The sequence below is a fragment of the Larkinella knui genome, assembly GCF_003858645.1.
Classification (GTDB): domain Bacteria; phylum Bacteroidota; class Bacteroidia; order Cytophagales; family Spirosomataceae; genus Larkinella; species Larkinella knui.
This window is the reverse complement of the sequence record NZ_RQJP01000006.1, coordinates 214,731-227,822: the sequence shown is the minus strand read 5'-3', so window position 1 is coordinate 227,822 and position 13,092 is coordinate 214,731. Positions and strand designations below refer to the sequence as shown.

Annotated in this window: 10 protein-coding genes; 7 read left to right on the top strand and 3 right to left on the bottom strand. The window is 49.2% G+C overall.

Annotation, left to right across the window (positions count from 1 at the left end):
• Positions 1-308: 308 nt before the first annotated feature.
• The gene (locus tag EHT87_RS26895) at positions 309-1,850 is read left to right on the top strand and encodes a glycoside hydrolase family 10-like protein (RefSeq protein WP_124909876.1); all 1,542 of its coding nucleotides are present in this window, start codon (positions 309-311) and stop codon (positions 1,848-1,850) included.
• Between the two features lie 87 nt (positions 1,851-1,937).
• On the opposite strand, the gene EHT87_RS26890 is transcribed toward EHT87_RS26895, so the two are convergent.
• The 3 genes from EHT87_RS26890 to EHT87_RS26880 form a co-directional block, all read right to left on the bottom strand.
• Entirely contained in the window at positions 1,938-2,780 is an 843-nt protein-coding gene (locus EHT87_RS26890) for a sugar phosphate isomerase/epimerase family protein (protein WP_124909875.1), read from the bottom strand.
• Positions 2,781-2,943: 163 nt separating this feature from the next.
• Positions 2,944-4,185, bottom strand: coding sequence for a 4-hydroxy-3-methylbut-2-enyl diphosphate reductase (locus tag EHT87_RS26885; RefSeq protein WP_124909874.1), 1,242 nt, complete (start codon positions 4,183-4,185; stop codon positions 2,944-2,946).
• 75 nt (positions 4,186-4,260) lie between these two features.
• On the bottom strand, positions 4,261-5,787 hold the full coding sequence (locus EHT87_RS26880; RefSeq protein ID WP_124909873.1) for a GH3 auxin-responsive promoter family protein: 1,527 nt from the start codon (positions 5,785-5,787) through the stop codon (positions 4,261-4,263).
• 200 nt (positions 5,788-5,987) lie between these two features.
• On the opposite strand from EHT87_RS26880, the gene EHT87_RS26875 reads away from it, so the two are divergent.
• From EHT87_RS26875 to rpsA, 6 genes are all read left to right on the top strand, one after another.
• On the top strand, positions 5,988-8,423 hold the full coding sequence (locus EHT87_RS26875; RefSeq protein ID WP_124909872.1) for a penicillin acylase family protein: 2,436 nt from the start codon (positions 5,988-5,990) through the stop codon (positions 8,421-8,423).
• A 1-nt stretch (position 8,424) separates the two neighbouring features.
• Positions 8,425-8,790, top strand: coding sequence for a hypothetical protein (locus tag EHT87_RS26870; RefSeq protein WP_310587581.1), 366 nt, complete (start codon positions 8,425-8,427; stop codon positions 8,788-8,790).
• Positions 8,791-8,863: 73 nt separating this feature from the next.
• Positions 8,864-9,460: an OmpH/Skp family outer membrane protein gene (locus EHT87_RS26865; RefSeq protein WP_124909871.1), complete on the top strand. Its 597-nt coding sequence runs from the start codon at positions 8,864-8,866 to the stop codon at positions 9,458-9,460.
• Between the two features lie 556 nt (positions 9,461-10,016).
• A complete protein-coding gene (smpB, locus tag EHT87_RS26860; RefSeq protein WP_124909870.1) occupies positions 10,017-10,478 on the top strand; it encodes an SsrA-binding protein SmpB in 462 nt (153 codons plus the stop codon).
• Positions 10,479-10,608: 130 nt separating this feature from the next.
• A complete protein-coding gene (locus EHT87_RS26855) occupies positions 10,609-11,121 on the top strand; it encodes an HNH endonuclease (protein ID WP_124909869.1) in 513 nt (170 codons plus the stop codon).
• A 181-nt stretch (positions 11,122-11,302) separates the two neighbouring features.
• Entirely contained in the window at positions 11,303-13,090 is a 1,788-nt protein-coding gene (gene rpsA, locus EHT87_RS26850; protein ID WP_124910202.1) for a 30S ribosomal protein S1, read from the top strand.
• Positions 13,091-13,092: the final 2 nt, after the last annotated feature.

Genomic DNA, 13,092 nt, shown 5'->3' with positions numbered 1-13,092 from the left:
ATGATTGGTTTTGTGCCCCAATTTTCTCCTCAAAATTACTGTATACAATAGTTATACCAAATACTGTTCAACATCAAAATCCGCCGTTCTTAATTTTTTTCCAAATATTATTTTGTGGCTAAACGAGCGGTTTCATAAAACGGGTTTGAAAAGAAAAGTGATTGTCTTCTTAAAATCCAAAAAGGAAAGCGGCTTTAGGCTGTATGGCGTAGGCGCAACGCAATAAACCAATTGGTAACAAAGTTTGAAAGGGGAGACGGTTCTTCCGTATCTTTGAGCATCATCTTTTATTGATCAACCGTTTGCGCATGCGCTTTCATTCCCCGGCTTTCTTCGTCTTTTTCGTGTGTTTTTTTTGGAAATTGAGTGACGCAAGTGCGCAAAATCCGCCCAAACGGGAGTTTCGTGCGGTCTGGATTGCGACGGTGGATAATATCGACTGGCCGAGCGTGCGAGGGATGCCGGCCGATAGCCAGCGGGCGGAATTTATTGCGATGCTCGATCAGCACCAACGGGCGGGTATCAATGCGGTGGTGGTACAGATTCGGGCGGCTGCGGATGCCTTTTATGCCAAAAGCACGGAGCCGTGGTCGTTCTGGCTGACGGGGCAGCAGGGCCGCGCGCCAGTGCCTTTTTATGATCCGCTGGAGTTTATGATTCGGGAAACCCACGATCGCGGTATGGAATTTCACGCCTGGTTCAACCTCGACCGGGCCACTTATAGCAAAAACTCCACTGTTACTTCCGATCACATTAGCCTCCGCAAACCGGAATGGATGCTTCAATACGGTGGTCGGAAATTATTCAATCTGGGCTTGCCCGAAGTTCGGAATTACGTAACCAGTATCGTGACCAACATTGTCCGAAATTACGATGTGGACGGAATTCACTTCGATGATTACTTTTATCCGTATGGAATTGCCGGACAGGTCATTCGGGACGAAGTGACGTACAAGACGTATTTCAACGGCATGAACCTGGCCAACTGGCGCCGGGAAAATATCAATCAGCTGATTCTGCAACTTCGGGATTCGATTCGGGCTTTGAAACCGTACGTAAAGTTTGGCGTCAGTCCGTTCGGGGTTTGGAAAAACCGCAGCCAGGACCCTGAAGGTTCTCAAACGACGGGCGGTTTAACTTCCTATTTCGATCTGTATGCCGATACCCGCAAATGGATACGCGAGGGCTGGATCGATTACATTGCTCCCCAAGTGTATTTTAGTACGGATTTTCAGAAGGTTCCGTATCGGCTTTTGGTCGATTGGTGGATCAAAAATGGGTTTAACCGGCATTTGTACATTGGCCAGGGAGCCTTCCGCATCAACCGCTCGACTCCGCGCGACCGGGCCTGGAACAACCCCGAGGAAACGCCGACCCAGTTGCGCTACAACCGGCAGTTCCCGCAGATTCACGGTAGCATTTTCTTCAGTTCCCGTTCACTTACCGATAATTTAAACGGTGTTCGTGATTCCTTGTTGACCGATTTTTACCGGTATCCGGCGCTAATTCCACCGATGCCCTGGAAAGATCCCGAGCCACCTCTTTCGCCGAAAGATTTGAAAGCAACGCCCACACCGGAAGGCGTCGAACTGTTTTGGCAGGAACCCGGTCCGGCCCCGGATGGCGACAAAGCCCGGTATTACGTCGTATACCGTTTTGAAAAGAAAGAAAAGATTAACACCGAAGATCCCACTCGAATTCTGGCCATTTGTGTGGGCGAACGAACGACCCATTTCATCGACCGAACTGCCGGGTCCGACAAGCGGTATGTTTACGTCGTCACCTCGTTTGACCGGTTGCATAACGAAAGCGCCCCTAACCAGGTCAATGTCCGGGTGCCAGAACAGTAGAGACGCGATTCATCGCGTCTCCGTATTTCAATGCACGGTTATTTTATGTTTGGAGACGCGACGCGATGAATCGCGTCTCTACCAATTTTAAACCGTTTTCAAAAATGCCAGCCCTTTCACGGCAATATCTTCACCCGAGGCTTCAATATCACGCCAGATGGCCGCGGCTTTGGCAATGGCTTTCACTTCGGGCGTAAACGACTCAATGACCAATTGCCCTTTAAAATCGATGTCTTTCAGCGCCTGACGAATAGAATTCCAGTCGATGTGATCATTGCCCGGAATACCGCGGTCGCAGCCACAACTGTGCAGCAGATCCAGGCGTGACCCGGCTTTGCGAATAGCGTCAGCCTGAAATTTCTCCTCGATGTTCATGTGGAACGTATCCAGGTGCAAACGAACGGCGTCGTTCCCGACCAGATCCGCCAGATGAATTGCCTGATCCGCCGTATTGATGAAGTCGGTTTCAAAACGGTTCAGCGGTTCGAGCGCAATTTTCAACCCCTTGCTTTGCGCGTAAGCAGCCAATTCCTTCAAGTGACCAACTACGGTTTTTTCCTGCTCTTTATACACGTCTTTCGGTGTGGCTTCGGCGCGCCCAACGCTCGAATACAGAGGTCCCACCAACATTTCGGCACCGATTGTTTCCATGAAATCCAGCAACGCTTTCAAATACGTCATGGCCGTTTGCTGCTGCTCATCGTCTCCGCGAAAATCCCGGTCCGGGCCCATAGCCGCGCAAACCGTTTTGCAACCTAAATTGGCATCGGTCAGCGCCTTTTTTACGAGTTGGGGATCGACATTCCAGGGTTCTTCTAATCCGATTTCAACGGTATCGAAACCCCATTCCGCGAATTTTGAAAACCACTTTACACTCTCATTCGTGAAGGGCGACGTAAACAAAAACGTGTTGATTCCAATGGTGTACATACTTGCTGATTAGTTATGATCCGATCTTGTTTCTACGGTTTTCCGGATCGACCTGCCGTTTAAAGTACGGCAAATCGCCCGGCACCTTTTAGAGAAGGCAAAGGCCGGTTTTCGATCTTTTTACTGTGATCGGGAGACATTTGTGGTGATTTGTCCCGGTATGTCAGGCTGCAAACTGCTGCGTGACTTCCGCCATAACCTCGTCGATTGGCCGGGCGTCGTCAAAAAAGGAAACGATTTTGAGAAGAATTCCTTCGACTACCGCGTCGGGGCAGGACGCTCCGCAGGTCAGCAAAACGGTGACCGGTTTTTTATCCGGAAGAAAGTTTTCCGTAACAACTTCCTGTTTGAGAGGAATATTAAAATGCCGGATCAGGTCACGGGACAGGATTTTCTGCTCGGTTTCAATGAAATACGTCGGCAGTTTTTCTTCGCATAACTCCACGATGTGCAGGGTGTTGGAACTGTTGTAGCCCCCCGCGACAATGGTGAAATCGGCAGGGTAAGCCAGCAGTGCGTAAGTCGAATCCTGGTTGTCGTTGGTCGCGTAACAAAGCGTATCACGAGTATTGGCAAAACGATTATCAATTTCCTCCGGCATCAAACGATGGTGGCGAATCATGACGGTTTTCAGAAAATCCGCAATTTGCTGCGTATCCGATGCCAGCATGGTCGTTTGATTTACTACACCAATACGCTGTAAATCCCGCTCGGGGTCGAAACCGGGCGAAAATTGCCCGTCGAATTCGATATAAAACTGTTCTTTGGTGGATTCTCCGGTCAAATACGTTGCCAGTCGCCGGGCCTGCGCCATGTCTTTAACCACAACCGTCGGCGCCGACTCTTTGCTGTGTGAAAATGTGGCGCGGGTTTCTTCGTGAGACGGTTTTCCGTGGACCACTACAGTATACTCTTTCTGCCCGATCTGGGTAGCTTTATTCCACACTTTTTCGACAAACGGGCAGGTCGTATCGTATTGCTCCACGTTCAGGCCAATGTCGGTGAGTTTCTGCTGAATTTCAATCGTCGTACCAAAGGCCGGAATCACCACCACATCGTCCGACCGCAGGTCTTCCCAGGGAATAATTTGTTTACCAGAGGTTTCCATGATAAACCGCACGCCACGTTCCTGCAAATCCCGGTTTACATCCGGATTATGAATCATTTCACTCAGCAGAAAAATGCGTTTGCCGGTATTTTCGGCAATGGCTTTGTAGGCAATTTCAATCGCATTTTCCACGCCGTAACAGAAGCCAAAATGCCGGGCAATCAGAAAGCGAACCGGGCCGAAATCAAGCGTCGTGGGCGTAAAATCGCGTTTGAGTTTATCGCGTTTCCGTCGAAGCTCTTTGAGCGGACTAATAATATGGCTGCGGTAATGATCCGGTATGTTGAAGGATTTCATTCGGGCAAAATTAGACAGACTTCGTCGGAAGAACAACGGCAGCAAAAGCTTCGTTCGGCCAGCCCTTTCGGCTTGTCAGGAGAATGTAGTCAAGCGGCCCAGAATATCGTCCAGATATTCCCGGTTGTTGCTCAGACGCGGCACCTTGTGTTGCCCGCCGATTTTACCCCGGGTTTTCATCCAGTCATAAAACGTTCCCCGCGGAACGGCGTGGACGATGGGCGGGTGCAACACCATATCGTTATACCGCTTGGCGTCGTAGTCGGAGTTGACTTGCCGCAGCGTCTGATCGAGAATCTTGCAAAACGTATCGAAGTGGTTGGGTTCGCTCGAAAATTCGATGATCCATTCGTGACGGCCATTGGTGCCGCTGCCCATGTAAACCGGACCGGCGGTATAGTCGCTTACCGTTGCGCCCGTGGCTGCACAAGCCCGTGTGATGGCGGTTTCAGCATTTTCAATGATGACTTCTTCCCCAAACGCGTTGATAAAATGCTTGGTCCGGCCACTTACTTTTAGCCGGAACGGGTATTTTGAGGTAAACCGCACGGTATCACCAACCCGGTAGCGCCACAGGCCGCCATTGGTCGTGATGATCAGCGCATAATTTTTATTGAGTTCAACTTCCTCGATCGTGAGGGCTTTCGGAAACGGCTTATCGGCTTCGTCCATCGGGACAAACTCGTAAAAAATGCCGTAATCAAGCATGATCAGCATTTCGCCAACCCGCTTCAGGTCATCCTGAATCGCAAAAAAACCTTCCGAAGCATTATAGATTTCGAGATACCGGATTTCCTGGGAAGGAAAAATTTCGTTGGAAAACAAGTCCCGGTAGGGCTGGAAAGCCACCGCACCGTGGATGAAAACCTCAAAATTGGGCCAGACTTCCAGAATATTCTGCTTTCCGGTTATGGCCAGTACTTTTTCCAGCAACACCAGCGCCCAGGTCGGCACGCCCAGAATGCTCGTTACATTTTCGCGGGCCGCTATCTCGGCCATGCGGTCGATTTTTTCTTCCCATTTGTCCATCAGCGCTACCTCGATGGAAGGCGTGCGGATGTATTGAGCCCAGGGGGGAAGATTTTTCATGATAACCGCCGACACGTCGCCTGCGTAGCCGTGCGGGCCATACGGATTTTCGTGTAAACTGCCGCCGATGGACAGGCCTTTGCCTTCAAAGGTGAGGCTGGTGGGATTGTTGGCAATGTACAACGCCATCATATCCTTGCCGCCCCGAAAATGACTTTCGTCTAGCGATTCCTGCGAAACCGGAATGAATTTGCTGCGGGCATTGGTTGTTCCCGACGATTTGGAAAACCAGTGAATGCGGGAGGGCCAGAGCAGTTTTTGCTCCCCTTTCATCGTCCGCTCAATATATGGAAAGAGGTCTTCGTAAGAAGAAACCGGCACGCGCTCCTGAAAATCCCGGACGGTCCGGATGGAGTCATACTGATGTTGCCGCCCCCATTGGGTATGCCGCCCTTTGCTGATGAGTTGATGAAAAACCGCCTGCTGGATTTCGCCGGGGCGCGCCATCATAGCTTCAATGCGCGGCACTCGCCGGAGCAGCAGCCATTTCAGGGTCGTATTCAGCAGGGTCATACGTGGAAAGGTAATTCTAATTCAAACTTACTAAAAATGTTGCATTTAGAAGAACTTTGCTTCATAACCTGATTAGACGGATATTGTTCGGTCGACCCGTTTTGCGCGTGAAAGGGAAAAAACATTGTTCAGGTGCTCGTATGGGTATAAAGCGGGAATAAAGTTTCTTTGTATAGATTCCGGTACGTTCCGATTCCCGTATGAAAGTATTCAAAGCCCTTCTTAGCCTGCTTGTTGCCATTAGTCTACTGGTTGCCTTAAATCGGCCGTGGGGCAGTGTTCCGGCTTTTGGCCGTTTACTAAGCCCGTTTGAGGGTTTTTGGCAAAATGCCGAAACGAAGGACCACGCAACGGGCCAGAACATCGCCGTCGAAGGTGCGCGCGACGAAGTCACCATTTTATATGACGACCTGCATGTTCCGCATATTTTTGCCAAAAACGATTACGACGTTTATTTTGCGCAGGGGTATGTAACCGCCCAAGACCGGCTGTGGCAGATGGAGTTTCAGACCTACGCGGCCGCCGGGCGGATTTCGGAACTGATCGGCGACCGGGCTCTCGAACTCGATCGCTATAACCGCCGACTCGGAATGGCTTACGGGGCTGAGAAATCGCTGAAAGGCATGTTGAGTGATCCCGTCACAAAATCAGTACTCGAAGCGTATTCGGCGGGCATCAATGCCTACATCAATCAGTTAAAACCGGCTCATTACCCCATTGAATACAAATTGCTGGGCTACGCTCCTGAGCCGTGGACGCCCATAAAAGTTGCTTTTCTTCTCAAACAAATGACCCAGACGCTGGCCGCCGGTGCCGACGATCTGATGATGACCAACGTCCGGCAGAAGCTTGGACCGGCACTGACGGCCGACTTATTTCCGGATTATCCGTTTAAAGAAGATCCGATCATACCGGTCGGAACTCGCTGGGATTTTACGCCCGTCAAACGACCTGCTCCGCCCCAAAACGCCGATACCGACAGCAGTGTTGCGCTGAACTGGCAACCGCACGACCCGGCTATCGGTAGTAACAACTGGGCCGTTGGTCCGCAGAAATCGGCGACGGGCTACCCGATTCTGGCCAATGATCCGCACCTGACGTTGAGTTTGCCTTCCATCTGGTATCAGATTCAGTTGGTTACGCCCACCCTGAATGTGTATGGCGTGTCGTTACCCGGTGCGCCCGGTGTCATCATCGGTTTTAATAAGGATGTGGCGTGGGGCGTTACCAATGTCGGAGCCGATGTGCTGGACTTTTACAAAATTCGCTTTCGTGATAATCGGCGGCAGGAATACTGGCACGACGGCAAATGGAAACCGGTCCGTCAACGGATTGAAACCATTAACGTTAAAGGAAAACGGGCGGTTGTTGACACCGTATTATATACCCATCACGGTCCGGTGGTTTATTTGCCGGAAGAAAAGCCTTTTCAAAGCTCTATTCCCACGGGTTACGCGGTTCGCTGGATTGCGCATGAAGTTGACAACGGAATCAAGACTTTTTATGATCTGAACCGGGCCAAAACCTACGATGATTATGTAACGGCTTTGTCGTATTACGTGGCTCCGGCGCAAAATTTTGTTTTTGCCAATACTGCCAAAGACATCGCGATTTCACCCAATGGACGGTTTCCGCTAAAATGGCGCGATCAGGGCAAGTTTCTGCTCGACGGCACCAAGGCCGCTAACGATTGGCAAGGCTGGATTCCGGCCGCTCAGAATCCGCGGGTCAAAAATCCGCCGAGAGAGTTTGTCAGCTCGGCCAACCAGTCGTCAACCGATCCGACGTATCCGTATTACATCAACTGGGAATTCGAAACGTCGGACCGGGGTATGCGGATTAATCAGCGGCTTGCGGGTATGCAAAAGGTAACGGTGGATAGCATGCGCCGGTTACAAAATGATGTGTATAATCATCAGGCTTCCAAGTTTCTACCTGTTTTGTTGCCACGTATTCAGGAAACCAACCTTTCCGAGCAGCAGAAGCAGGCGTTGAAAACCGTTCGGCAGTGGAATTACCAGCAGGATACGGCTACCATTGCCGGAACCATTTATGTGGACTGGATCAATCGCCTGGAAGACGCCATCTGGGCCGACGATTTTCCGTATGAGGCCAGCCGCCCCATGCGGTATCCCAACGCCGACCGAACGTGGCAACTCCTGCTGGAAGAGCCTGATGCCCGCTGGTTTGATAATGTCCAAACGCCCAACCGCAAAGAAACGATTGGTGATATTGTCACCGGCAGTTTTCAGGCTACGGTCGATTCGCTGAGCAAGCGGCATGGGCCGCTGGGACAAACCTGGGCGTGGGCGGCTCATAAAAAGACCGCGGTGCGACACCTGATTCCTGGTCTGGATGCGTTCAGCGCCCTGGATGTACAGATTGGTGGCGGTAGCGGGATTGTCAATGCGGCCGGGCGACGAGCCGGGCCGTCGTGGCGAATGGTGGTTCAATTGGGCCCCGAAGTCAGTGCATACGGCGTTTTTCCGGGCGGCCAATCGGGCAATGCCGGGAGTCCGTATTACCTGAATATGCTCGAAACCTGGCGGAAAGGCGACTTATACGAACTGCTTTATTTGAAATCGGTAACCCAAAAACACCCGCGAATCCAATCTACGCTCAAACTGACCCATTAAAATGATGCTGCCTTTTTTAGTAATTGCTCTGCTGAGTGCCGTAGCACAGTTGTTTTTGCCGTGGTGGGTCATTGCCCCGGTTGCTTTTGGCGTTTGCCTGTGGCGCAGCAAAACCGGCTGGCGGGCCTTTGGGAACGGTTTTTTAGGAATCGCCGTGGTTTGGTTTGTCTATGCATTGAGTATTCATCTGCAAACCGACGGTATTCTGACGGGCCGGATGGCGGATCTTCTTTTCAAAATTAAAGCGCCCCTGGTATTACTTTTGCTTACGCCCCTGATTGGCGGTCTGGTGGGTGGATTGGCCGGTTTGGCGGGCCAGCAACTTCGGGCCGTTTTTTCGACAGATCCTAATCATAGGGCTGCGTAGTCTGATCGGATTGCTACGTAACTAGTAAATCGTACCTTTGTAAAATCATTAATCCATTAATTAACTGTTTCTTGTGAAAAACGCATCTCTTGTTTTAAACGCCGTGTTGGCGGTTGCTGTAGCAGTTTTGTACTACCTGCACTTTTCGGATAAAAAAGCCACTGAACCTGTAACTGCCAGTACAACGAAATCGGCGCCCGTCCGCAAGACGGTTTATGTCAATGTCGATTCGTTGCTGACTAATTATGATTTTTTTAAAGATACCCGGAAAGTGCTGGAAAGCAAGCGGTTTCAGCTTGACAACGAGTTGAATAACAAAGGGCGTTCACTGCAAAACGAAGTCGCTTTTTTTCAGCAACGTGCTCAGACAATGACGATGGAACAGGGACGCGCAACGGAAGCGGCCTTGCAAAAAAAGCAACAGGATTTGATGGCTTACCGCGACCGGATTGTCCAACAATTAGCTGCCGAGGAACAGAAAAAGAACGAAGAGCTTTACAATCAGATTTACGATTATCTGAAAAAAGTTAATAAACAGAATCAGTATGACTTTGTAATGGGTTATTCAAAAGGGGGCGGAATTCTCTTTGCTGATACCACACTGGACGCTACTAAATCCATTATCGGCGGTTTGAATAAAGAATATCAGGAAAAGCAGACTAAGAAATAAAAAAGGCTCTAGACTTTATTAAAGAGCGTCATCTCATCAGGGGTGGCGCTCTTTTTTTGTTCTTTTCTAATAAAATAAGGATTCATTATAGGTTTTTAGAATGCCGACGGCAATGCGGCATAAAATTTGTTAAATGTTGTATGTATCGACAACTAGCAGAGCCGTAATCTTCAATATTGTTTCTAAATAACGACTGTTGAGACGGGAAGGCACTATTTATTTCAAAATTCTTACATGCATACGGTGTGTATGAATAAAAATATCCTGGAGAACGCCGGTGTGTACAGAAGGGTCTTGAGGCTGTGATTCGGCTGTGCGCCTTGTCTTTTGATAAGGTTAAAACACCGGCTTCGCCAGGAAATCGTAGAAAGTTAAGTACAGAACTTGTCCATCATTTGATACCCCGGAGAATTACTTCGGGGTATTTTTGTTTACAAATCGGTAATTTTGAATTAAAATTTTAAACTGTGTCAGTTATCGGTCTGCCCGAATTCCGGTTTCAATAAAAAAGCGGAATAGGTAGGGACTCGATTACCAGACAGATCATACTATAATTATGTCTGATAAAACGCTTGCAAAACACATTGAGATCCGGAACCGCCGGGCCTCATTTGAATATTTTTTTCTGGAAACCTTTATTGCAGGAATTATGCTAACCGGCACGGAAATCAAATCGGTGCGCCAGGGAAAAGTGAATTTGGGCGATGCCTACTGTCTGTTTTCCAGAGAGGAGTTGTATGTCCGGCAAATGCATATTTCACAGTATACGGAAGGAACCTACAACAATCATGAGCCACTCCGCGACCGGAAGCTGCTGCTGCAAAAGCGGGAACTCAAACGGCTGGTAAATAAATTGACGGATCAGGGGCTGACTATCATTCCGACCCGGCTTTTTATCAACGACCGCGGTTTTGCCAAGTTAGAGATTGCGTTGGCTAAAGGGAAAAAATTATACGACAAACGCGATTCGATCAAAGACCGGGATGTTTCGCGGGAAATGAGCCGAGAGCAATTTTGAGCCCTACCCGCTGACAGTCAGGATGATAAAGAACATCTAAAAAAATACGGAGGATTCATCCAATAACCTGTTATTTATAATGATATTTCATTAACTTGCTTAAAAAAGTAAGGAGTCAGATACATTGTTTATGGGTAGGAAGGTCCTGGTACTTAATCAAGACTATAGCGCATTAGGCATCTGTTCTGTACCGAAAGCGTTCTTGTTAGTCTACCTGAACAAAGCGGAACTGGTTGCCAAATCACAGGGTTTCGTCCTGCGAACGGTAGACGATGAATACCCGTCTCCAACCGTCATCCGCCTGCATCGTTATATTCACCTGCCCTACAAGGGCGTTATGCTCAACCGTCAGAATATCTTCAAACGGGACGGAAACCGCTGCCAGTACTGCGGCAAACACGAGGATTTAACCCTCGATCACGTACTCCCAAAATCACGGGGTGGTAAAACCAACTGGGATAATCTGATAACGGCCTGTAAACGCTGCAATTCTCAAAAAGGCGACCTCACTCCGGAAGAAGCCGGAATGAAATTATACCAGAAACCCTTCAAGCCCTCGTTTCTGGTTTTTCTGCGCGACTTCTCCGGCTCGGTAGAGGAAACGTGGATGCCCTTCCTGGCTAAACGCGAAAAAATGTACTGACCCGCCTTTTCATCGGCGTTCTGTTGATGGAATTGATATTTTTTTGCCTTCATCGGATACAATTCCAGAAAACATTACTATTTTTGCACCTCGTTTTTGGGGCAGTGTCTCCATGTATCAACTTAAAGTCAGCCAGGAAGGCCCGGGGGCTGATGTATCGATGGGCCACAACCAAACTTTTATGAGCAAAACGCAAACACTGCCTGATTTTGATTGGGATAAGGCAGACAACCGGGGTTTTGGCAGCGGTTATTCAGACGAAGAACGCAATCGTCTGTCTGAGCTGTATGATAACACTCTGGCGCAAGTAAATGAGAAGGAAGTAGTGATCGGAACCGTTGTCGGTATTACCGACCGGGAAGTTATTCTAAACATTGGTTTCAAATCGGATGGTCTGGTTCCTGCGTCGGAATTTCGCGACCTGCCCGATATGAAGATTGGTGATGAAGTAGAAGTTTACGTAGAAAATCAGGAAGACCCCAACGGTCAACTGGTGTTGTCGCGCAAGAAAGCCAAAGTCATTACGGCCTGGCAGAAAATTCAGCGTGCTCTGGACGAAGACTTGGTAATCGAAGGTTTCGTAAAACGCCGGACCAAAGGTGGTCTGATTGTCGATATTTATAGCATTGAAGCTTTCTTGCCCGGTTCACAGATCGACGTGAAGCCGATTCGTGATTTCGATGTGTTCGTTGGCAAGAAAATGGAAGTGAAAGTGGTGAAAATCAATTACGCTAATGATAACGTAGTTGTTTCGCACAAAGTACTGATCGAAAAAGATCTCGAAGCACAGCGTCAGCAGATCCTGAACAACCTGCAAAAAGGTCAGGTGCTGGAAGGGGTGATCAAGAACATGACCAACTTCGGGGTATTTATCGACCTCGGTGGTGTCGATGGTCTGCTGCACATCACGGATATTTCGTGGGGCCGTATCAGCCATCCGTCCGAATTACTGCACCTCGATCAGAAAGTCAATGTCGTTGTACTCGATTTCGACGAAGACAAGAAACGGATTTCTTTGGGTATGAAGCAACTCCAGGCGCATCCGTGGGATTCGCTGCAGGAAGGTTTGCAGATCGGCTCGAAAGTGAAAGGCCGGATTGTCAACGTGGCGGATTACGGCGCATTCCTGGAAATCATGCCGGGTGTCGAAGGTCTGATCCACGTATCCGAAATGTCGTGGTCGCAACACCTGCGCAATCCACAGGATTTCCTGAAAGTGGGCGATGAAGTGGAAGCGGTTGTGTTGACGCTGGATCGGAATGATCGCAAGATGTCACTCGGTATCAAGCAACTGACGGCTGACCCCTGGTCACGTCCGGAGCTGGTCGAAAAATACGCCATCGGTACCAAACACAAAGGTGTGGTTCGGAACCTGACCAACTTCGGTTTATTCCTTGAACTGGAAGAAGGCATCGACGGCCTGGTCCACGTATCGGATTTGTCGTGGACGAAAAAAATCAAACATCCGTCCGACTTTATTAAAGTTGGTGAAGAACTGGAAGTAATTGTTCTGGAACTGGATGTTGAAAACCGCCGTCTGGCACTGGGTCACAAACAACTCGAAGAAAATCCTTGGGATACGTTCGAAAGCGTCTTCACTCCGGGTTCTGTTCATCGTTGTACGATTCTGTCGAAAAACGACAAAGTAGCTACGCTTGAATTACCGTACGGGATCGAAGGTTTTGCTGCATTGAAAAATCTGCAAAAAGAAGACGGTTCCTGGGCTGATGTAGGCGAAACGGTTGATTTCAAAGTCATTGAATTTTCGAAGGAAGAAAAACGCATTATGTTGTCACACTCAAAAACGTGGCAGGAAAAAGGCGAAGATCGCAAGCCGGAGAAAAGACAAGCCGTTGCGAAGGCCCCGGCAACCAGCAGCAAAGAGCCCGAGCGCGCAACGCTTGGTGACCTCGATGCCCTGGCCGCTCTGAAAGAGCAAATGGAAGGCCGCTCTTCGAAAGGAGAATAAGT